The sequence below is a fragment of the Mycobacterium sp. IDUB_36 genome, from assembly GCF_055419225.1.
On the sequence record NZ_JBVAXH010000001.1, the window covers coordinates 3,524,649 to 3,545,833 of the forward strand.

At 67.3% G+C, this 21,185-nt stretch carries 18 protein-coding genes; 7 read left to right on the forward strand and 11 right to left on the reverse strand.

The window, feature by feature from the left end:
- Positions 1–33: 33 nt before the first annotated feature.
- From cysD to ACZYW1_RS17535, 3 genes are all read right to left on the reverse strand, one after another.
- Positions 34–951, reverse strand: coding sequence for a sulfate adenylyltransferase subunit CysD (gene cysD / locus ACZYW1_RS17525; protein WP_463787449.1), 918 nt, complete (start codon positions 949–951; stop codon positions 34–36).
- On the reverse strand, positions 948–1,751 hold the full coding sequence (gene stf0 / locus ACZYW1_RS17530; protein ID WP_463787450.1) for a trehalose 2-sulfotransferase: 804 nt from the start codon (positions 1,749–1,751) through the stop codon (positions 948–950). Before stf0 ends, cysD begins: the two co-directional genes overlap by 4 nt.
- Positions 1,752–1,837: 86 nt before the next feature.
- Positions 1,838–3,421, reverse strand: a complete 1,584-nt coding sequence (locus ACZYW1_RS17535; RefSeq protein ID WP_463787451.1) for a PucR family transcriptional regulator — start codon at positions 3,419–3,421, stop codon at positions 1,838–1,840.
- Between the two features lie 82 nt (positions 3,422–3,503).
- On the opposite strand from ACZYW1_RS17535, the gene pruA reads away from it, so the two are divergent.
- The 4 genes from pruA to ACZYW1_RS17555 all read left to right on the forward strand — a co-directional run bounded on the left by pruA (position 3,504) and on the right by ACZYW1_RS17555 (position 9,032).
- Entirely contained in the window at positions 3,504–5,135 is a 1,632-nt protein-coding gene (gene pruA / locus ACZYW1_RS17540; protein ID WP_463787452.1) for an L-glutamate gamma-semialdehyde dehydrogenase, read from the forward strand.
- Positions 5,132–6,100: a proline dehydrogenase family protein gene (locus ACZYW1_RS17545; protein WP_463787454.1), complete on the forward strand. Its 969-nt coding sequence runs from the start codon at positions 5,132–5,134 to the stop codon at positions 6,098–6,100. The genes pruA and ACZYW1_RS17545 overlap by 4 nt, the downstream gene beginning before the upstream one ends.
- Before the next feature lie 41 nt (positions 6,101–6,141).
- Entirely contained in the window at positions 6,142–7,323 is a 1,182-nt protein-coding gene (locus tag ACZYW1_RS17550; RefSeq protein ID WP_463787455.1) for a zinc-dependent alcohol dehydrogenase, read from the forward strand.
- Positions 7,324–7,412: 89 nt separating this feature from the next.
- On the forward strand, positions 7,413–9,032 hold the full coding sequence (locus tag ACZYW1_RS17555; protein WP_463787456.1) for a PPE domain-containing protein: 1,620 nt from the start codon (positions 7,413–7,415) through the stop codon (positions 9,030–9,032).
- On the opposite strand, the gene ACZYW1_RS17560 is transcribed toward ACZYW1_RS17555, so the two are convergent.
- The 8 genes from ACZYW1_RS17560 to ACZYW1_RS17595 are packed head-to-tail and all read right to left on the reverse strand — an operon-like array spanning position 9,029 to position 15,696.
- Positions 9,029–9,631 carry a TetR/AcrR family transcriptional regulator gene (locus ACZYW1_RS17560; RefSeq protein ID WP_463787457.1) on the reverse strand — a complete coding sequence of 201 codons (603 nt, stop codon included), beginning with the start codon at positions 9,629–9,631 and terminating at the stop codon, positions 9,029–9,031. The two genes, ACZYW1_RS17555 and ACZYW1_RS17560, sit on opposite strands and share 4 nt — an antisense overlap.
- An 8-nt stretch (positions 9,632–9,639) precedes the next feature.
- Positions 9,640–10,812 (reverse strand): lipid-transfer protein, encoded by a 1,173-nt coding sequence (locus ACZYW1_RS17565; RefSeq protein WP_463787458.1) that lies wholly within the window; start codon positions 10,810–10,812, stop codon positions 9,640–9,642.
- Positions 10,809–11,258, reverse strand: a complete 450-nt coding sequence (locus ACZYW1_RS17570) for a MaoC family dehydratase (RefSeq protein ID WP_463787459.1) — start codon at positions 11,256–11,258, stop codon at positions 10,809–10,811. Before ACZYW1_RS17570 ends, ACZYW1_RS17565 begins: the two co-directional genes overlap by 4 nt.
- Positions 11,255–12,376 carry an acyl-CoA dehydrogenase family protein gene (locus ACZYW1_RS17575; protein WP_463787461.1) on the reverse strand — a complete coding sequence of 374 codons (1,122 nt, stop codon included), beginning with the start codon at positions 12,374–12,376 and terminating at the stop codon, positions 11,255–11,257. Before ACZYW1_RS17575 ends, ACZYW1_RS17570 begins: the two co-directional genes overlap by 4 nt.
- A 1-nt stretch (position 12,377) precedes the next feature.
- Positions 12,378–12,776, reverse strand: a complete 399-nt coding sequence (locus ACZYW1_RS17580) for a Zn-ribbon domain-containing OB-fold protein (RefSeq protein WP_463787462.1) — start codon at positions 12,774–12,776, stop codon at positions 12,378–12,380.
- Positions 12,776–13,327 carry a MaoC family dehydratase gene (locus ACZYW1_RS17585; RefSeq protein ID WP_463787875.1) on the reverse strand — a complete coding sequence of 184 codons (552 nt, stop codon included), beginning with the start codon at positions 13,325–13,327 and terminating at the stop codon, positions 12,776–12,778. Before ACZYW1_RS17585 ends, ACZYW1_RS17580 begins: the two co-directional genes overlap by 1 nt.
- Positions 13,315–14,535: an acyl-CoA dehydrogenase family protein gene (locus ACZYW1_RS17590; protein ID WP_463787463.1), complete on the reverse strand. Its 1,221-nt coding sequence runs from the start codon at positions 14,533–14,535 to the stop codon at positions 13,315–13,317. Before ACZYW1_RS17590 ends, ACZYW1_RS17585 begins: the two co-directional genes overlap by 13 nt.
- A gap of 3 nt (positions 14,536–14,538) precedes the next feature.
- Entirely contained in the window at positions 14,539–15,696 is a 1,158-nt protein-coding gene (locus tag ACZYW1_RS17595; protein WP_463787876.1) for a cytochrome P450, read from the reverse strand.
- A 219-nt stretch (positions 15,697–15,915) separates the two neighbouring features.
- Here ACZYW1_RS17595 and ACZYW1_RS17600 point away from each other — a divergent pair, with 219 nt between their 5' ends.
- The 3 genes from ACZYW1_RS17600 to ACZYW1_RS17610 are packed head-to-tail and all read left to right on the forward strand — an operon-like array spanning position 15,916 to position 21,119.
- Positions 15,916–17,379: an aldehyde dehydrogenase family protein gene (locus ACZYW1_RS17600; protein WP_463787464.1), complete on the forward strand. Its 1,464-nt coding sequence runs from the start codon at positions 15,916–15,918 to the stop codon at positions 17,377–17,379.
- A 29-nt stretch (positions 17,380–17,408) separates the two neighbouring features.
- On the forward strand, positions 17,409–19,703 hold the full coding sequence (locus tag ACZYW1_RS17605) for a CaiB/BaiF CoA-transferase family protein (RefSeq protein WP_463787877.1): 2,295 nt from the start codon (positions 17,409–17,411) through the stop codon (positions 19,701–19,703).
- A 9-nt stretch (positions 19,704–19,712) separates the two neighbouring features.
- Positions 19,713–21,119: an acyl-CoA synthetase gene (locus ACZYW1_RS17610; protein ID WP_463787466.1), complete on the forward strand. Its 1,407-nt coding sequence runs from the start codon at positions 19,713–19,715 to the stop codon at positions 21,117–21,119.
- The last annotated feature ends 66 nt before the right edge of the window (positions 21,120–21,185 follow it).

Genomic DNA, 21,185 nt, shown 5'->3' on the forward strand with positions numbered 1-21,185 from the left:
TCAGGACCCTTCGTTCTTCTTCGCTACGGCTCATCAGAAGTAGCCCTCTCGCTTACGGTCTTCCATTGCGGCGGCCGAGGTGCGGTCGTCGGCACGGGTCTCGCCGCGCTCGGACACCGTCGCCGCGGAAATCTCTTCGATGACTCCGCTGATCTCGGTGGCCCTGGAGCGGACCGCGCCGGTGATGGTCAGGTCGCCGACGGTCCGGTAGCGCACCCACTCCGTCTCGGCGCTTTCGTCATTGTGCGGTTCGGCGTATTCCGACACCGCCAGCAGGATGCCGTCGCGCTCGAACACCTCGCGCTCGTGGGCGTAGTAAATCGACGGTATTTCAAGGTTTTCCAGCTGGATGTAACGCCACACGTCGAGCTCGGTCCAGTTGCTCAACGGGAACACCCGAACCTGCTCACCCTTCTTGATCCGGCCGTTGTACAACGACCACGGTTCGGGCCGCTGCGCCCGCGGGTCCCACTGACCGAACTCGTCGCGAAAGCTCAGGATGCGCTCCTTGGCGCGGGCCCGCTCCTCGTCGCGCCGGGCACCACCGAACGCCGCGTCGAACCCGCCCGCCTCCAGCGCGTCGAGCAGTGTGCGGGTCTGCGCCCGGTTGCGCGACGCGTGGCGACCGGGGTCGGGGACACGGCCCTTGTCGATGGACTCCTGCACCGACGCGACGATCAGCTTGTGGCCTTCACCGGTGACCCGGCGGTCGCGGAACTCGATCACCTCTGGAAAGTTGTGGCCGGTGTCGACGTGCATCACCGGGAAGGGCAGCGGTATTGGCCGAAACGCCTTCTCCGCCAAGCGAAGTAGGACGATGGAATCTTTGCCGGCGGAGAACAGCAGCACCGGTCGCTCCAGCTCGGCGGCAACCTCGCGGATGATGTGGACGGCTTCGGCCTCCAGCAGCCGCAGCTCGTCGACCCGCTTGGTTTCTGTCGGTGCGCTCACAGCGGTAAGCCCTCTCGTTCGGCGTCTTCGCGGTAGCGGTCTACCCACTCGTCGGAGCGTTTATCCGCTTGGCGCTCCAGCACCGGCTCCGGTGCGAGTCCGCGGTCGAGTCCCAGCGACTCCAGGATGTCGCCGACGACCTGAGTCAGGTTGCGCCACAACACCGGATAGGAAATCTCCAACGGTGTGACGTTCTCTTCGGCGAACCACTTCCGCCAGCCCTCTTCCTGGCCGCGCAGCATCGTGATGACGTGTGCGATGGCGCCGGCGTGATAGGTCGCACGCGCGTCGCGAACCGGGTCGGGCCGACCGCGCCACACCCGGGTCTGCACCGCGCGCCAGAACGACACCGCCTGCGACACCACGTCCGGGCGGTAGACGTAGACGAGCACCGGGTCCTGACCGACCACGTCGCGGATCGCGGACAGCAGCCCGTCGCCGGACCGGTCGGGCAGGCCGGCGGCGCGGTCCAGCAGCAGCGAGGTCTGGTTCCACATCAGCTTGCCGCCCCACACGCCGTTCGGTGTCCGGCCGACCGTGCGGATGTAATCGCGCCAGATCTCCGGCGGCGCCAGATCGGGCTTGCCCTCGTCGAGCGGATCGAGCAGGCTCAGGATCGACTCGTCGTCGACGCCGGCGAACCATTCGCGCGGCTGCGGCGATTGACTGGTGGTCGGGAGGTACTGGAAGAACTCCTGGGGTTCACCGGCCACACCGGTCGCGCGCAACGACTCGACGAGGAGGGTGCTGCCGCTTCGCTGGGAGGCGAGCACCAGATATGCCGACGGGCGATCTGTCACCTGAGCAGGATAGCTGACGGAAAATTGTTGCCACTCTTCCAATTACCGTCAGGGTGAACATAACTGTTGCGCCGATTCACGCCCCGTCACGAGATCCGTTCGGTGGCCCGCAGTCCCAGCGAAAGTAGCAGCCGGACATCGGGATCGGCCAGCGATGTTGTGAGGATCGTCTCTATTCGACGAACCCGGTAGCGCACGGTGTTGGGGTGCACGTGCAACTGCTCCGCGGCGGCCGCGACGTCACCGAACGCGTCCAGATAGACCCGCAGCGTGTGCGCGAGCGCCGGGTCGCGGTCACGTAACTCCCGTACCCGCGGGTCGACCAATCGCTGGTCGTCGCCGACCATCGTCACGATCTCGTCGAGCAGCACCGTGGTCCGGGCTTCGGACAGCGAGGTCACCGCGGGGAACGAATCCGGATGGCGCTCAGCACTATCCAGCACGCGATCGACATCTGCCCGCACCGCGGACAAGCCGGCCAGTCCGGGCAGCGGTGCGGCGACCACCGCCCGCAGCCGCAGGCCCAGTTCGGTGTGCAGTCCGCCGACGGTGCCACGGATCCAGGATTGCAGCGCGGACCGCTTGGTGGTGCGTGGGAACACCACGTAGACCCGCGAGCCGCGCGATGCGATCTGCGCGTCGGCCCGAAAAGCGTTGGCGCTCAACGCCAGAATATCGGCGAGCCGGTCGTGGTGCTGCTCGCCGTCACCGTCCGCTCGGCAGAACGCCACCAAGGCCGCCGGACCGTCGGCAGCGACACCCAGCTCGCGCGCGACGGCCTCCGGATCGACCGGCCCGCCGTCGGCGAGGCCGAGCAGCTGCTGCGTGCGCAACGTCTGCGTCGACGGTCGGGCCGTCAACCGGGACATGATGCGGGCGGCCAACACTGCGGCGCCGCGCAGTACCTCCTCGGCATCGTGGGCCAGCGGCCGGGAACCCTGCTGCACCCAGATGCAACCCGCGAAAGTTCGACGGGCGTCGACCCGGTGGATACCGACGGCCAACCGCGGACGCAACCGCAACTCCGGGCGTTCGGCCACCCGGACCACGTCGCCGCCGGCGCGCAACGCATCGAAGATGCCCCACTGCCCGATCCACCTCAGATGCTCGGGTGGCCCGGCCCGCCCCAGGATCGACAGTCGACGTAGCTCGTCGGCCTCGTCGTTGGACGCCGAGTAGGCCAGGACATGCGATTGGTCGTCTTCGATGCTGACCATGCCGTGCACCCGGTCGGCCAGCGACTGCGCCAGCCCGAACAGATCGGTATCGGAGTCGTGCTGGGCATCGCCATGGTGCTCCAACACATGGTCGACCAGCCGGTACAGCCGCTCCCATCGGGCCCGCGGATCCACCGCCACCACCGCGGTCCCGAGCGCGACCGCCCTGGCGACAAATGCGTCGGACGGCTCCTTGGCGAAGACGGCCACCGGGGCGGGTCCGGTGGCAGAGCTGTCCAGCCAGTGCAGGGCCTCGGTGTCGGAGACGCCCAGCAGGAAGAACACGTCAGCGGCGTCCGCCCCCCGGCCGATGCCGAGCCGCACATCGTCGGAATCGATCAGCGCCGCCAGGGCGACGGTCAGGTCGAGCCCACGGGGCGCATGGACCAGCCGGGCCATGGTCGTATCCAGGGCCAACAGTAATTGGCCGAGACTGACACCGGCAGCCGACATGTTGGCCGATTCTACTAGCCGAGAGGACAAAGCCTGGCCAATCGGCCAACAGTGGAGGCTGCCGTCGCTGAGACCCTGAGACATGGACGCTGTCACCGACGTACCGCCACCCGTCAACGAGCCCATCCACGACTACGCGCCACACTCGCCCGAACGGGCCAGGTTGCAAATCGCCCTCGCCGAACTCGCCGACCAGCCGACGGACCTGCCGCACGTCATCGGAGGCATCCACCGGATGGGCGGCGGTGAACGGATCGACGTCGCCGCGCCGCACCGGCACTCGTTGACGTTGGGCACGCTGACCAATGCGCTGCACCGTGATGCCGCGGCCGCCGTGCAGGCTGCTTCCCTGGCCCGGACCGATTGGGCGGCAATGCCATTCGACGAACGTGCGGCGATCTTCTTGCGGGCCGCCGACCTGCTCGCCGGCCCGTGGCGGGAGAAGATCGCGGCCGCAACAATGCTCGGGCAGTCCAAAACCGCCTACCAGGCCGAGATCGACGCGTCGTGTGAGACCGCGGACTTCTGGCGGTTCAACGTCGATTTCGCCCGCCACATCCTGGCGCAGCAGCCGCTGAGCGCCCGTGGTGAATGGAATCGCACCGACTACCGACCATTGGACGGATTCGTTTACGCGATCACGCCGTTCAACTTCACCTCGATCGCCGCGAACCTGCCGACCGCACCGGCGTTGATGGGCAACACGGTGGTGTGGAAGCCGTCGGTGACGCAGACACTGTCGGCCTACCTGACCATGCAGCTGTTGGAGGCGGCCGGACTTCCACCGGGGGTGGTCAACATGGTCACCGGCGACGGCTACGCGGTATCGGAAGTGGCGCTGGCCGATCCGAGGCTGGCGGGCATCCATTTCACCGGCTCGACGGCCACCTTCCAGCATCTGTGGCAACAGGTCGGAGTGAATATCGAGCGGTACCACAGCTATCCGCGACTGGTGGGGGAGACCGGCGGCAAAGACTTCGTGCTGGCGCATCGTTCGGCATCACCCGACGTTGTACGTACCGCGTTGATTCGCGGTGCCTTCGACTACCAGGGCCAGAAGTGTTCTGCGGCGTCACGGGCCTTCATCGCGCACTCGGTATGGCAGCGGATGGGTGACGACTTCTTGGCCGCCACCGCAGACCTGCCCTTCGGTGACGTGACCGACCTGACGAACTTCGGTGGCGCGCTGATCGACCGGCGAGCCTTCGACAAGAACGTCGCCGCCATCGAGCGCGCCAAGAGCGCACCCGGCGTGACGATTGCCGTCGGTGGCGAATATGACGACAGTGAAGGCTATTTCGTGCGCCCGACAGTGCTGTTGTCCGACGACCCGACCGACGAGTCGTTCGCCACCGAATACTTCGGTCCGCTGCTGTCGGTCTACGTCTACCCCGACGACGAGTTCGACCGGGTGATCGACCTGATCGACACCGGATCGCGCTACGCGCTGACCGGCGCGGTGATCGCCGATGACCGGGACGCCGTGCTGACCGCACAGAACCGTCTGCGGTTCGCGGCCGGAAACTTCTACGTCAACGACAAGCCGACCGGAGCGGTGGTAGGCCGACAGCCGTTCGGCGGATCCCGCGGCTCAGGCACCAACGACAAAGCCGGCTCGGCGCTGAACCTGTTGCGCTGGACGTCCGCTCGTTCGATCAAGGAGACATTCGTGCCGGCCACCGACCACCGCTACCCGCACATGGAGACGTCATGACCGGCCTGTTCGCCAAGACGCTGCGACCGGCGATCCTGGCGGCCGGCCGGTCGCACGGCCTGCAGCACACCGCGGAGCGGTTGAGCGTCACGCGCCGGGTGGTCGATCGCTTCGTGCCGGGTACGACCCTGCCGCAGATTCTGGACAGTGCTGCGGCGCTTCGTGATTCGGGACGCTTGATCAGCATCGACTATCTGGGTGAACAGGTCACCGATGCCGACGGCGCCGCCGCGACCGTGAATGCCTACCTCCGTCTGCTCGAGGAGCTGGGCCGGCGGCCGGATGCCACCCAGCGTGGCGTGCGGCCGTTGGAGGTGTCGCTGAAACTCTCCGCGCTGGGGCAGGCACTGGCACGCGACGGAGAGCAGATCGCGCTGTGGCACGCCCACCGGATCTGCGAGCGGGCCGAGCAGATCGGCGCCTGGGTCACCCTCGACGCCGAGGACCACACCACCACCGACTCCACGCTCGGGATCGCCGCCGAACTGCGCACCGACTTCCCCTGGCTGGGCGTGGTGCTGCAGGCCTACCTGAGGCGAACGGTCGGCGACTGCGAACAGTTCGCCAGCTCGGGTGCCCGGGTCCGGCTGTGTAAGGGCGCCTACGACGAACCGGCGTCGGTGGCCCACCGCGACGCCGCGGCGGTCGCGGCGGCCTATCTGCGCTGTCTTCGGGTATTGATGGCGGGACCCGGCTATCCGATGGTCGCGTCGCACGATCCGGTGATTGTGGAGGCGGCCGCCGTGATGGCGCGCGAAACCGGGCGGACTCCAGCCGATTTCGAGTACCAGATGCTGTATGGAGTTCGCGACCCGGAGCAGCGACTCCTGGCGTCGACGGGACATCAGGTCCGGGTCTATGTCCCGTTCGGAACCGCGTGGTACGGCTACTTCATGCGGCGACTGGCCGAGCGCCCGGCCAATCTGACGTTCTTCATGCGGGCGCTGGCCAACGTCGGCCATTGAGCGCGGCGTTTCGCCAATTGCCATGCGGGTACGACCTGATGATGAAAGCTGTCACTTGGCACGGTAAACGCGACGTGCGCGTGGAATCCGTTCCCGATCCCGTCATTCAAGAGCCCACCGACGCCATTATCGAGATCACGTCGACCAACATCTGCGGTTCGGACCTGCACCTCTACGAGGTGCTGGGTCCATTCATGAAACCCGGGGACATCCTCGGGCACGAACCGATGGGCATCGTCCGGGAAGTCGGCAGCGAGACGGGTGATTTGCGACCGGGTGACCGCGTGGTCATCCCGTTCCAGATCTCCTGCGGCAGCTGTCATATGTGCGACAGCAAGCTGTACACCCAATGCGAGACGACCCAGGTGCGTGACCAGGGCATGGGCGCGGCGTTGTTCGGTTACTCCGAGCTCTACGGCGAGATCCCCGGCGGCCAGGCCGAACTGCTGCGTGTCCCGCAAGCCCAGTTCACTCACATCAAAGTGCCTGTCGGGCCGCCGGATTCACGCTTCGTCTACCTGTCGGACGTCCTGCCCACGGCGTGGCAGTCGGTGGCGTACGCCGGCATCCCGGACGGCGGCTCGGTCACCGTGCTAGGCCTCGGCCCGATCGGCGACATGGCCGCCCGGATCGCCCACCACCTCGGCTACCGGGTGATCGCCGTCGACCTGGTGCCGGAGCGGCTGGCCCGGGTCGCCGAACGCGGTATCCACACCATCGATCTCACCAAGATCGACGCCGACGTCGGCGATCTGATCCGTGACCTCACCGACGGGCGCGGCACCGACGCTGTGATCGACGCGGTCGGCATGGAGGCCCACGGTTCCCCGGTCACCAAGGCGGCTCAGCAGCTCACCGGGATACTGCCGGACGTACTGGGGAAGCGACTGATGCAGACCGCCGGCGTCGACCGGCTCGGTGCGCTGTATTCGGCGATCGACATCGTCCGTCGCGGCGGAACCATCTCGCTGATCGGGGTGTATGGCGGGATGGCCGACCCGCTGCCGATGCTGACGCTGTTCGACAAGCAGGTCACCCTGCGGATGGGTCAGGCCAATGTCAAGCGGTGGTCGGACGACATCATGCCGCTGCTGACCGACGACGACCCGCTCGGTGTCGACAGCTTCGCCACCCACATTCTTCCGCTCGACGATGCCCCGCACGCCTACGACATCTTCCAGAAGAAGCAGGACGGCGCGGTCAAGGTCATCCTGCGTCCCTGACCCACGGGCACATTGCGCCATAGCTGCGATTTTCCTACTGCCTAAGTTTAAAGTTAGGCTGACCGAAAAATTGGCAGCGAGGGTGGTGGATGTCTGGACCCGCGTGGATGGCCTCGCCGCCCGAGGTGCATTCGGCGTTGCTCAGCAGCGGACCCGGCTCCGGACCGATGCTGGCGGCCGCCGGCGCGTGGCAGTCGCTGAGCGCGGAGTACACCGCAGCGGCCGAGGAGGCCCAGCAGCTGCTGGCCGGGATTCGGGCGGGACTGTGGGACGGCGTCGGCGCGGATTCGTACGCGGCCGCCCACGCGCCGTATGTGGCGTGGTTGCTCCAGGCCGCCGCCGACAGCACGGCGACCGCCGCCCAGCTCGACACCGCGGCCACGGCTTACGACGTGGCACTGGCGACGATGCCGTCCCTGGCCGAACTGGCCGCGAACCACACCGTGCACGGGGTGCTGGTCGCCACCAACTTCTTCGGGCTCAACACCATCCCGATCGCGCTGAATGAAGCTGACTACGCCCGGATGTGGGTCCAGGCGGCCACCACGATGGGCGCCTACCAGGCGGTGTCCACCGCGGCGCTGGCGGCGACACCACGCACGGCGCCCGCCCCGCGCATCGTGAAAGCCGCTGCGGCGCAACCGCCGCAGTTCAACAACCCACTGCAGGGTCTGCTCGATCAGCTCGAGCCGCTACTGAAGGCCCTCGGCATCGAAGACACCGCGACCGCCCACGATCCGATGATCTCCAACGAGCTGACCACCGTCATCGCGCAGATCCTGCAGAACTTCGGGGTGAACTGGAATCCCGGCGCCGGCACTCTCAACGGAGTGGTGTACGACTACTACGTCGATGCGAGCCAACCGATCTGGTACCTGGCCCGGTCCCTGGAACTCATCGAGGACTTTCTGTACATCTCGCAGAATCCCGGGCAGGCGATCCAGGCCTTCCAGTATCTGGCGGCGCTGGCGCTGTTCGACTGGCCCACCCATATCGCACAGCTGGCCAGCACGGTGAGCCAGTCGCCGGCGTTGCTGGCGCTGGCACTCGGCGCGGTGGTGGCCCCGGCCGGAGCCGCGGGCGGTTTGGCCGGTCTGGCTGGTTTAGCGGGTCTGCCGCAACTGCAGCCAATCCCGGTCCCCGCGAGTGTGCCTGTCGCACCCAATGTTTGGCCCACCTCGGCGACGGTCGTCGCCGGCGTAGCGCCCGGTACCGCGCCGAGTTCGGCGCCCGCTCACGCATCCACCGCGACCACGGCCACCGGCCCGCCGCCACCGCCGTCACCGCCGCCCGCGGGTGCGACGGGGTTCGTAGCTCCCTACGCGATCGCGCCGCCCGGCATCGGATTCGGCTCCGGGCTCGGCATCGGAGCCAGTTCCACCGAGAAGCGACGGGCGCCCGAACCGGATGCCGCGGCGGCGGCGGCGGCCGCCCAGCTGACGACTCCGAGGCAGCGACGGGCACGCCGGCGGCAGCGCGAAGTGCTGCGGGCCCACGGTGACGAGTTCATCGATGCCACCGATGCAGAGCCGGTCGCGTCGGAGCCGACGGCGGCTTCGGATCGCGGCGCCGGGCCGCTCGGCTTTGCCGGCACCACTGCCAAGCCCGTCCACGCCGCCGCCGGGTTGACTGTGCGCAGCGGCGACGGGTTCGGGTGCGATCCGGGATTGCCGATGCTGCCGACCAGCTGGGATCCGGACGACGACTAGCCGCGCCGTGGCCGCTGACGGTCGTTGGCGAACCCCTGCACCACGTAGGCCCGCACGAAGTCGGCGACCACCTCGGGATCGTCCATGTCGAGCGTCGATGACGGAGTGCTGAACAGCGAGAACAAGATTCGGGCAAACCACTCGCCGCCGGCCTGGATGTCGAGGTCTTTGCGCACCTCGCCGGTGAGCTTGGCGGCCGCCAGGTGTGGTGCCAGGAAGTCGACACATTCTCGCAGCAGCACGGCGGCGTCCTTGGTCAGCAGCAGGCTGACCGCCTCTTCGTCGAAGTACTTCTCCGAGGCGATGGCCCGCCGGGCCTGCGTGACGAAAACCGCTGCGCGGGCGAGCTTGTCCTCGAGTGAGCCGCCGGTGTCCATCGCGAGGGACATCTGCCGATAGAACTGCTCGGAGGTGTGCTCGGCGCAGGCCTCGACGATCGCGGCCTTGTCGCGGAAGTACTCGTAGATGGTGCTGCGGGCCACGTTGGCCACTCGGGCGATATCGACGATAGTGGCCTTCTGCAGTCCCTGCTTGCGGAAGCAGGAGTATGCGGACTCGATGATGAGTTCGCGGGTGTCGGCCCAGGTCGACGCGGTCATGGGCCGGCTCACCGGCCGGAAGCGAGAATCAACCCGCTGGTCGGTACGCCGGTACCCGAGGTGACGAGGACATGCTCGACGTGGTCCACCTGGTTGTGCGATGTCCCCCGAATCTGGCGCACGCCTTCGGTGATGCCGTTCATCCCATGAATGTAGGCCTCGCCGAGCAACCCGCCATTGGTGTTGATCGGCAGCTCGCCGCCCAGCGACAACCGCTCGACGGTGGCGAAGTCCTTGGCCTCGCCGCGTCCACAGAATCCGAGTTCCTCGAACTGGGTGAACACGAACGGGGTGAAATGGTCGTAGATGAAGGCGGTTTGGATGTCGCTCGGCTTCAGGCCCGAGTCGCGCCACAGCTTGGTGGCGACCACGCCCATCTCGGGCAGCCCGGTGATGTCGTCGCGGTAGTAGCTCGTCATCATCTCGCCGTTGTGGGCGGCGCCCTGCGCGGCCGCGGAGATGATCGCCGCGGGTTGCTTCAGATCCCGGGCCCGCTCGGCGCTGGTGACCACGAGCGCGACGCCACCGTCACTCTCTTGGCAGCAATCCAGCAGCCGCAGAACGGGTTCGATGATCCACCGCGAATTCTGATGGTCCTCCAACGTGATCGGCCGCTGGTAGAACCACGCGTCGGGGTTGGTGGCCGCATGGGCCCGGTCGACGACGGCGATCCGGCCGAAGTCGGCGTTGGTCACCCCGTACGTCGACATGTAACGCTGCGCGTGCAGCGCGACCCATGCCGCTGGAGTAAGCAAACCGAACGGCGCGTAATGCGCCATGAACAGCGGGGTTTCGGCGCTGGTGCGCCCGCTCCCGCCGAAGCGCATCCCGGAACGCTCGTTGAACGCGCGGTAGCAGACCACGACGTCGGCGACGCCGGCGGCCACCGCCATTGCGGCGTGCGCGACGGTGCCGGCCGCGGCACCGCCGCCATGCGGGACGCGGGAGAAGAAGGTCAGATCGCCGATCCCGACGTTGCGGGCGACCTCGATCTCGTCGCTGGAATCCATCGTGAACGTGACCATGCCGTCGACGTCGCCCGGCGACAACCCGGCGTCGTCGAGCGCGGCACTGACTGCCTCGCAGGCCAATTGCAGCTCGCTGCGGCCGGATTCCTTGGAGAACTCGGTCTGTCCGATGCCGGCGATGGCGGTGGTGCCGGCCAGCAGCGAAACGCTCACGCGCCGGCCCCGTCCAGCAGGCTGAGCACCGCGGTCCCGGAGACGTGGTTGCCGAGGCTGTTGGCGGCCTGGAACTCGACCTCGACGAAGTTCTCCCCGTCCGAACCCTCGCTCTTGCCGGCGACGCGGCCGGTGAAGCGCAGCGGGTCGTCCGGAAACGACGGCACGCCAAGGCGAATCGACAGTCTGGTGATCATCGCCTCGGGCCCGGCCCAGTCGGTGAGGAAACGCACGCAGTAACCGTTGGACGTCAGGATGTTCATGAACAGATTGGGCGAGCCCTGTTGCTTGGCGTAGGCCGCGTCGTGATGCACCGGCATGAAGTCACGTGAGGCGATGGCGCCGGCAACGATCATCGTGGTGGTCAACGGAATCTGCATCGGTGTCACCTCGTCGCCGACGCTGATGTCGGCCCACTTCAGGGTGGAGGTGCGGGAGGCTGTCATGGCCGTCCTTCCAAGTACGTGCTGCCGAGGTGAACCAGTTGCTGCGTGGCCGACCCCAGGGTGAGTTCGTTGTGTTTGGCCCACAGGAAATATCGATGCAGCGGATAGGTGGTGTCGATTCCGATACCGCCGTGCACGTGCTGGGTGGTGGCGGCGATCCGGGCGCCGGCCTCGGCCGCCCAGAACTTCGCGATGCGGGCAGCGCGGTCCGCTGGACGGCCCGCAGCGATCAGCCAGGCCGCATGCCAGGTGGTCCAACGGATCGCCTCCAGGTCGATGAAGCCGTCGGCCATCCGCTGCTGGACCGCTTGGAAGCTACCGATGGGGCGGCCGAATTGCTCACGCCCCGTAGTGTATTCGGCGGCCATGCGCAAGGCCCGATCTGCCACGCCTACCTGGACCGCGCACAACCCGATCAGGGCACGGGTGTACAGCGACTCGACCAGGCGGTCACCGTGGAGTCGGTCGGCAACGGGAACGGTTGCCCCATCGAGGAATACATCGGCGTGCGGTTCGCCGTTGGTCGTAGCCACCGGTCGCGCCTCGACCCCTTCGGCATCGGACGCAAGTAGGAACAGGCCGGTGGTTCCGTCGTGGGTTGCGGCGGGGATCAGCAGCGTGTCGGCGACTTGGCCGAATGACACCAACTCCTTGACGCCGTCCAGCCGCCAGGAGTCGCCGTCTCTGCGCGCGGTGGTCGACGGTGTGGTGGGGTCGGAGCGGCCGGGCTCATGCAAGCCTGCCGACATGAGCCGGGTTCCGTCGATGACGCCGGGCAAAAAGCGTTGGCGCTGATCGGCATTGCCGTGCCGGGCGATCGTATCGGCACCCAGGCACAACGTTGCGTACGCAGGCACCGGGGCGACCGTCCGTCCGACCTCGGCAAGCAACACACCGAGCTCGATGAAGCCCTCGCCGGTCACGCATGAGCCGCCTGACGACTCTGGCAATGCGGCACCCAGCAGGTCGACACCCGCCAGCTCCTTCCACAGCGCAGCGTCGTAGCGGGTCTCGCCGGCTTCGAGCTCGCTCAACCGTTCCGGCGTGGCGCGGCGTTCCAGGACGTCACGGGCCAGCTTGCCGATGGTCTCCTGGTCTTCGGTGAAGGTGAAGTCCATATCAGCCGGCCGGCCGGAACTGGTGCAGCACAAGCTCTCCGTCGAACTCGCGGTAGTAGACCTCGACCGACATGCCGACCTGCACGTTGTCCGGGTCGATGTCGGTCAGGTTCGACACGATGCGGACGCTTTCGTCGAGCTCGATGAGCGCGACGATGTAGGGATAGTCGAAGAACGGGAACTGCGGCTGCTGCGGCATCACGTAGCTGTAGACGGTGCCGCGGCCGGAGGACTCGATCGCTTCCCAGTCCAGCGAACGGCACTTCGGGCACATCGGTTGCGGTGGCATGCGGACCGCGCGGCATCCGTTGCAGCGCTGTATCAACAGCTTGTGATCGCGCAGCCCGTTCCAGAAGAACGCGGTGTCCGGGCTGATGGCCGGCGCCAGGCGAGTAGCCATCAGTTCGCCGGCTTGAATCGCAGGACCCGGAAGCGTTGCTTGCCGAGCACTTCACCGTGCTGATCGCTGTAGGTGAGCACCCAGGTCACGAAGAACCCGGTGCCCAGCGCCGTGGTCTTTTCGTCTGACACCTCTTCGTATACCGACGTCGCGCTGATCTCGTCGCCCAGTTTGGGGTAGCGGTTGATCTCGAATTCTGAGTTGGTCGCGACGATGCTGGTGTATCCGGCTTCGTCCAGGAACGCGGTGGGGTTGTCGGTGATCTCGACGGGGGAGCCGCCCCGCTCACCGATGCCCTCGAGCCTCGGTGCCGGCATCGTCCAGGTCTGCAGCATCACCGGTGGCGAGACGATGCCGCCGAACCGCGACTTCGCTGCGAACTCCGGGTCGAGGTACACCGGGTTCATGTCGTCGAGCGCGTACGCCCAGTGCCGGATCATCGGCTGGTTGACCGGATCCGGTGCGACAGAAGGCTTTGCGCTGCCGCCGGTGTGCTGGCCGACCAGGGCCTTCAGCTTGGTGAGCAGGTCGGTGTCGGTCACTGAGTGGATCCTCCTGATTTCTCGGCAGTGTGCCCATCCTTGGGGCGCAGATCGCGCGGGGCGCGCGGCATACCCAGTCCGGCCATTGCGATGATGTCTCGCTGAATCTCGTTGGCGCCACCGCCGAAGGTGCTGATCACCGCAAGCCGGTATGCCGATTCCAGTGCGCCGCGCAGTGGAGCGTCGGCGCCGCGGCGTAACCCGTTGTGGTCCAGCACTTCCAGAAGTTGCCGGGCTACCAGCGGCGCTAGTTCGGTGCCGAAGACTTTGGCCGCGGACGCCTCGGCCATATTCAGCACGCCCTGGGTCATCGCGGCGTTGACCCGGAGGTTGAGCAGTTTGTAGGCCGCGACTTCGGCTTCGACGCGGGCCAGTGCCTGCTGCACCCAGGGCTGGTCGATCACCCGGGCGCCGTCGAGTTCGCTCTCGCGCGCCCACTCCAGGGTCTGTTCGAGCAGCGGCTCCAGTGCGCCGAGGTTGCCCAGTGCCGCACGTTCGAAATTCAGCTGCGTGGTGATCAGCTGCCAGCCCTCGTTTTCGCCGGCCACGATCGCGCTGGCCGGCACCCGGACGTTGTCGTAGAACGTGTAGAAGGTGGAGACGCCGGGCATGGTGTGCAACGGCTGGAAGGAGAATCCGGGCGACGAAGTCGGCACGATGAAGATCGAAATGCCTTTGTGCTTTTTGGTATTCGGGTCAGTGCGGGCGGCCAGCCAGATGTAGTCGGCGTATCCTGCGCCGCTGGTGAACATCTTCTGACCGTTGATCACGTAGTCGTCGCCGTCACGGATCGCTGTGGTACGCAGCGAGGCCAGGTCGCTGCCGGCGCCCGGCTCGGAGTAACCGATTGCGAACTCGACCGTACCGTCCAGGATCGCGGGCAGGAACTGCCGCTTCTGCTCCTCGGTGCCGTAGTGCATCAGCGTCGGCCCGACGGTGTTCAGGGTCACCAGCGGAATCGGGGCGCTCACCCGCCGCGCCTCTTCAGCGAAGATGAACTGCTCGATCGCCGAGAAGCCGCGGCCACCAAATTCTTTCGGCCAGCCCACGCCCAGCAGGTCGGCGGCTGCCAGGGCTTTGACGCAGTCACGGACGGCGGGGCCGCCCTCCATCCGGTCGCTGACGGCAGCTTGGCGCTCGGGCGTCATGATGGTCTGCATCGTCGCGCGAATCTCGTCGCGCAGACGTTCTTGCTCGGGGGTGTATTCGAGTCGCATCTTTCAGACGCCCAGCCTGACCGGCATGCGCTTGACCCCGGGCACCATGGTGGCGCGCATCCGGTCGACCCGGCCGACCAGCTCGAGCCGAGGGAAACGGTGTAACAGCTCCTCGAACATCACTGTTGCCTCCAGGCGCGCCAATTGTGCCCCGATACACGAGTGTTCGCCGCACCCGAACGCGATGTGCGGGTTGGGATGCCGGGTGACCTTGAACTCCTCGGAGTCGGGACCGAACACGTCCTCGTCGCGGTTGGCCGCGCCGTAGAGCATCACCACCACGTCGCCCTCGGCGATCTGCTGCCCACGAATCTCGACGTCGACCGTCGCCGCGCGGGCCATGTGCACCACCGGACTGTTCCAGCGCAGCATCTCCTCGATGGCCGCCGGGATCAGCGACGGGTCATCCACCAGCAGGCGCTGCTGTTCCGGATGGGTCATCAGCGCCAGCGTGCCCAGCGCGATCAGATTGCGTGTCGTCTCGTTCCCCGCCACCAGCAACAGAAACGCGAAGTTCAGCAGGTCTTCGTCGGTCAGTCGGACGCCGTCGATTTCGGCGCCGGCCAGCACCGACAACAGGTCGTCGCGGGGCTCGACGCGCCGTTGGCCGATCAGCTTCTGGAAGTACTCGTACAGCTGGCCGGCCGCCACCAGCGGGTCGAGTTCAATTTCCGGGTCGGCGGTGCCGGTGGCCGCATCCGACCAGGCCCGGAACTGCTCCCAGTCGTCGGGTGGTGCGCCGATCAATTCGGCGATCAGCCTGGTGGGCAGGGGAGCGGCGATCGTCTCGGCGAACTCGTGCACTGAATCCGGTTGCAGCCCGTCGAGGATGCCGCGCACCAGCTCACGAATCTTGGGCTCGAGCACGGACACGCGGCGCCGGGTGAAGCCGGAGTTGATCAGCTTGCGCATCTGCCGGTGTCGTGGCGGATCGGTGAAAATCAGGCTGCCGGCCTGCACAGGGCTCGGCAGGGCCGGGTCGGGGATGGTGATGCCCCGCGTCGAGGTGAACGTCGCTGGATTGCTCGAGACGTGACGGACGTCCTCGTACTTGGTCAGGGCCCAGAAATTGGTCACGTCGTTCCAGCACACCGGCGCTGTCGCGCGCAGCTCGCGGTAGGCGGGATAGGGATCGCCGGCGTAGAAATCGGGGGAGTGCAGCGGGACGGCCGAGACAGACTTCACGCGCACCCGGGCCTCCTCGCCATTCGGACAGATCGTAGTGAAGTGTCCGGTGGAATCTGTCTACCCCGGTAGCACCGACGCTGTCAATATGCTTGTGGGTGAACCGAAATAGCGAAAGACCGCTTCGAGCATTGACGACAGCAGGCCGACGGGTGTAGACCAAATGTTGACTGCCGGACCCCCGAAGGAGTGGATATGGCTGACCCACGCTCGTTGATCGACACCTACGCGGTCTACATCGACGGCCAGTGGGTCGAGCCGGAGGGCGGTCGCTACGACGACGTCAACCCGGCCACCGAGGACGTGATCGCTTCGGCGCCCGACCCCAGCCAAGCCCAGGTCGGCAGCGCGGTCGCCGCCGCCAGGGCGGCGTTCGACTCCGGCCCGTGGGCTGACACCGGGCCCGAGCAGCGGGCGGGCTACCTCAACCAGTTAGGCGAGGCGTTGCTCTCGCACGCCGAGGACTTCTACGCGTTGGCGCAACAGGAATGGGGTTGCACCTCGAACGAGCGGGTGATCCACGTCGAGGGTCCGGCGTTCGCCGCGCTCAATGCGGCCGAATTGGCCACCCATCCCGTCGAGGAGCCGATCGATGCCTACGGCGCCGCGGGAAAAGCGTTGTTGCGCTACGAGCCGCTGGGTGTGGTGTCGATTCTGACGCCGTGGAACTTCCCGCACACCCTCAACGTGATGAAGGTCTGCGCCGCATTGGCCGCGGGTAACACGGTCGTACTCAAGCCGTCGCCGTTGGCACCGCTGGCCGGTCTGGCGCTGGCCCGAATCATCGACGAACACACCGATATTCCGCCCGGGGTGGTGAACGTCGTGACACCGACCGACGTCGAGTCCAGCAGACTGCTGACGACCGACCCTCGGATCGACATGGTCAGCTTCACCGGCAGTTCGGTAGTCGGCCGCGAGGTGATGTCCGCTGCCGGCGCGACGATGAAGCGTTTGCTCCTCGAGCTCGGCGGCAAATCCGCCAGCATCGTGCTTGACGATGCAGCGCTGGAAGACGAGACGCTGCAGCGAATGTTGTTCGAGTCGTGTTCATTTCATGCCGGGCAGGCCTGCATTCTGCACAGCAGGCTGCTGCTGCCCGACGCAATCCACGACGAGATCGTCGACCGGCTGGTCGGGTTGGCCAACGCCGTGAAGGTCGGCGACCCCACCGACCCGGACGTCACCATGGGTCCGCTGATCAGCGATGCGCAGTGCAAACGCGTTCAGGCACATGTGGATCGGGCGCTCGACGAAGGTGCGAAGGTGGTCGCCGGAGGTGGGCGGCCAACCGGACTGGATCGCGGCTACTACTTCGAGCCGACGATTCTGTCCGGGGTGTCACCGGATTCGACGATCGCGCAGGAAGAGGTGTTCGGCCCGGTGTTGTCGGTCCTGCGCTACAGCGGTGACGACGAGGCGGTGCGAATCGCGAACAACTCGCAGTACGGGCTGTCGGGCGCGGTGTGGGGTGCCGATGTCGACCGTGCGCTGAGCGTGGCGCGGCGGGTGCGCACCGGACAGATCGCGGTCAACGGATTCGGGCCGGGCGGTGCGCCGTTCGGTGGGTTCAACCAGAGCGGGATCGGCCGGGAAAGCGGCGGAATTCTGGGAATTCGGCAGTACATGGAGATGAAGGCCATGGGACTGCCGGCGTGACACGCCACGGCGACGAGCGGGGCAGTGCGATCGAAAATGGGCAGGAGGAGTGGGGCCGCCATAAGACCGCTCTCGACGGGCTTCGGGTCATCGAGGTCGCTGACGAGATCTCGGGCCCCTACTGCGGCAAGCTGCTCGCCGACCTCGGTGCCGAGGTCACGAAAATTGAGTCGGCAGAGGGTGATCCACTGCGGCGCTGGGGGCCGTTCCCCGACGGCCGATTCGACCCAGAGCGCTCCGGGTTGTTCGAATATCTCAACGCCGGCAAGGCTCGGGCGAGACCGGACGAGGCCCGGGCGCTGATCGCCCACGCCGACCTGGTGATCGACGGCGACGGCTCGATCAATTGGTGTGAAACCGATGTCCCGCAACCGGATTCGCGTCTGGTCATCGTGCGGATCTCGAACTTCGGGCAGCACGGCCCGCTGCGCGACCGGGTCGCGACACCGCTGACCATGCAAGCAATCGCAGGATGGATCAGTGCCCGCGACCCCGACCGGCCGCCGGTGCAGGCCGGCGCGCGGATCGCCGAATACGTCGCCGGTGGATATGCGGCCCTCGGCGCACTGACCGCGCTGCGGACCGCACCGGCCGGGCGAGTGACCGAGGTCGACGTCTCGGTGCTGGAGGCGCTGTTGTCGACTCTGCCATACCCGATGATGATGTTCGAGCGGATGCGAGCCTTGGGACTGCCGACCAACATTCGCCAGGCGCCGATGCTCGGCGTGGTCCGCGCCGCCGACGGCTGGGTGGGGATCAACTGCCTGACCGGACAGCACTGGCTCGACGTGTGCGACATGCTCGACTTGCCCGAGTACGGCGGCCAGCAGTTCGCGATCATGATGGGCGGTCCCGAGCGGGCCCGGTTCAATGCGGCGGCCCAGCCCTGGCTGGACGAGCGGGCCGTCGACGACATCGTCGAACTCTGTCAGGCACTGCGGATTCCGGCCGCCCCGGTCGCCGGCGGCGCCGACGCGCTGCAGAATCCGCAGTACGCCAAGCGTGGGTTCTTCGTCGAGGCCGGCGCGAAGGACTGGTCGTTCCGACAGCCGGGTCCACCGTACCGCCTGTCGAAAACGCCTGCGATGCAGGCGCATAGCCAACGACGGCGACGGCCCACAGCGCCGTCTGCCGACCCGGATCAGCCGTTCGCCGGGCTCAAAGTGCTTGATCTGAGTACGTTTTGGGCCGGCGGCTACCTCACCTGTTACCTCGGCGCATTCGGGGCCGACGTCGTCAAGCTCGAGTCGATCCAGCGGCCCGATGGCTTCCGGTACTCCGGAGCGCAACCGTTCGAGGGCGACGACTGGTACGAGCGCAGCCCACTGTGGCAGGCCACCAACCTCAACAAGCGTGACATCACGCTGGACCTCGGCTCGCCGCGCGGCCGCGAAATAGCCCGCCGAATCGCGTCGCAAGCGGACGTCGTCGTGGAGAACTACTCGCCGCGCGTGGTGGAGCAGTTCGGGCTGGACTACGACTCGCTGGTCGCGCTGCGGCCCGACATCATCGCGGTCCGCATGCCGGGATTCGGGCTCGACGGCCCGTGGCGCGACTGGGTTGGCTGGGCGCTGAACATCGAGCAGGTCTCCGGCATGACGGCGGCCACCGGCTACCCGGACGGTCCGCCCTGCAACGTGCAGGGCCCGGCCGACCCGATCGTCGGCGTGCACGCCGGGGTGGCACTGCTCGCCGCGCTCGAGCATCGCCGCCGCACCGGTGAGGGCCAGCTCATCGAGGTCGCGCAGATCGAAGTCGGCGCCGCTGTCACCGCCGAACCGGTGATCGACTACTCGATGAACGGAGTCGTCCGGCCCCGGGAAGGGAACCGGCAACGCGGCGTCCGTCAGGGCGTCTACCCGACCGATGTCGAGGACGACTGGGTCGCGCTGACCGTGCGTGGCGACACCGACGCGTCGCGGCTGGCCGACGCGATCGGCAGCCGCGATCTGCCGGCCGATCACGATGCGTTCGACGAAGCGCTAGCGGCGTGGACCCGAACTCGGGAAGCCGTCAAAATCGTTGCGGCCCTGCGGGAACACGGCATTCCCGCCGAACGGGTGTCGCGGCCCGAGCAGATGTACGACCTGCCCGGCCTCGACGTCCGAGGGTTCTACGAGGAGTTCGCCCACGCGATCACCGGCCGGCACCGCTACCCCGGCTGGCCGCTGCGCATCACCCCGGGCCCATCGCGCCATCACCGGTTCGGCGCACCGACCCTCGGTCAGCACAACGACGAGGTCCTCGGCGGCCTCGGTATCTCCGAAGAAGAGTTGACCGCGCTGCGCCGCGACCGGGTGATCGGCGAACGGCCGATGGGCTAGCCTGCTGACGTGCTGCTGACCTCCCTGGACCCTTCTGTCGTCGCAGGTGGCCGCGATCTCGAGGACGCCGTCCGAATCGGCGACGTCACCCTCAGCCGCAGCGATGTGGTCGGGGCTGCCAACTCGGTTGCCGAACGGATCCGCGGCGCGGGCGTGATCGCCGTGCTGGCCACTCCGACCGCGCCGACGGCGCTGGCTATCGCCGGCTGCCTGATCGCCGGGGTGCCGGTGGTTCCGGTGCCCGCCGATGTCGGGCAGGCCGAGCGCCGCCATATCCTCACCGACTCCGGCGCGCAGGCGTGGCTGGGCCCGGTCCCGAACGAACCCGAGGGGCTGCCGCACATTCCGGTGCGGATGGGTGCGCGGTCCTGGCACCAGCAGCCCGAGCCGTCGGCACGGGACACCGCGCTGATCATCTACACCTCGGGAACCACCGGTCCGCCGAAAGGAGTGCAGCTGAGCGGTCAGGCCATCGCCGCGGACCTCGACGCGCTCGCCGAGGCCTGGCAGTGGAGCGCCGACGACACGCTGGTGCACGGCCTGCCGCTGTTCCACGTGCATGGTCTGGTGCTGGGTCTGCTCGGGTCGCTGCGCATCGGTAACCGCTTCGTGCACACCGGGAAACCCACGCCCGAGGCGTACGCGGCGGCCCGGGGGTCGCTGTACTTCGGCGTGCCGACGGTGTGGTCGCGGGTGGCGGCGGACGTCGCGGCCGCCGAGGCGCTGCGCTCGGCGCGACTGCTGGTGTCCGGCAGTGCGGGCCTGCCAGTGCCGGTGTTCGACCGGTTGGTCGAGCTGACCGGGCATGCACCCCTGGAACGGTATGGCGCCACCGAATCGCTGATCACCTTGTCGACGCGGGCCGACGGTGATCGCCGACCCGGCTGGGTCGGCCTGCCCGTCGCCGGTGTCGAGAGCCGACTGGTCGACGACAACGACAACACGGTCCCGCACGACGCGGAAACCATTGGGCGACTGCAAGTTCGGGGGCCGACACTGTTCAACGGCTACCTGAACCGCCCGGACGCCACCGCTGAGGCTTTCGACGCCGACGGCTGGTATCGCACCGGCGACGCCGCGGTCATCGACGGCGACGGCATGCACCGGATCGTCGGCCGCGAGTCGGTCGACCTGATCAAGTCCGGGGGATACCGGGTAGGCGCCGGCGAGATCGAAACGGTCCTGCTCGGGCACCCGGGTGTGGCCGAGGCGGCGGTGGTCGGACTGCCCGACGACGACCTGGGCCAGCGGATCGTCGCGTTCATCGTCGGCGACGCGCAGCCGCAAGAGCTGATCGACTACGTCGCACAACAGCTTTCAGTGCACAAGCGACCCCGCGAGGTCCGGATCGTCGACGAGTTGCCGCGCAACGCGATGGGCAAAGTGCTCAAGAAGCAGCTGTTGAACCAGGGATGAAGAGGCCCGGCTCGAGGGCGCGGCAGGTGTGACAGCGGCGCGAGATTCTCCTACCGTCGTAGCCGT

Coding starts and splice junctions, on each gene's coding strand:
- ACZYW1_RS17535 (WP_463787451.1), bottom strand. CDS start 3,421: ATGTCGGCTGCCGGTGTCAGTCTCGGCCAATTACTGTTGGCCCTGGAT.
- pruA (WP_463787452.1), top strand. CDS start 3,504: ATGGACGCTGTCACCGACGTACCGCCACCCGTCAACGAGCCCATCCAC.
- ACZYW1_RS17545 (WP_463787454.1), top strand. CDS start 5,132: ATGACCGGCCTGTTCGCCAAGACGCTGCGACCGGCGATCCTGGCGGCC.
- ACZYW1_RS17550 (WP_463787455.1), top strand. CDS start 6,142: ATGAAAGCTGTCACTTGGCACGGTAAACGCGACGTGCGCGTGGAATCC.
- ACZYW1_RS17555 (WP_463787456.1), top strand. CDS start 7,413: ATGTCTGGACCCGCGTGGATGGCCTCGCCGCCCGAGGTGCATTCGGCG.
- ACZYW1_RS17560 (WP_463787457.1), bottom strand. CDS start 9,631: ATGACCGCGTCGACCTGGGCCGACACCCGCGAACTCATCATCGAGTCC.
- ACZYW1_RS17570 (WP_463787459.1), bottom strand. CDS start 11,258: ATGACAGCCTCCCGCACCTCCACCCTGAAGTGGGCCGACATCAGCGTC.
- ACZYW1_RS17575 (WP_463787461.1), bottom strand. CDS start 12,376: ATGGACTTCACCTTCACCGAAGACCAGGAGACCATCGGCAAGCTGGCC.
- ACZYW1_RS17580 (WP_463787462.1), bottom strand. CDS start 12,776: ATGGCTACTCGCCTGGCGCCGGCCATCAGCCCGGACACCGCGTTCTTC.
- ACZYW1_RS17590 (WP_463787463.1), bottom strand. CDS start 14,535: ATGCGACTCGAATACACCCCCGAGCAAGAACGTCTGCGCGACGAGATT.
- ACZYW1_RS17600 (WP_463787464.1), top strand. CDS start 15,916: ATGGCTGACCCACGCTCGTTGATCGACACCTACGCGGTCTACATCGAC.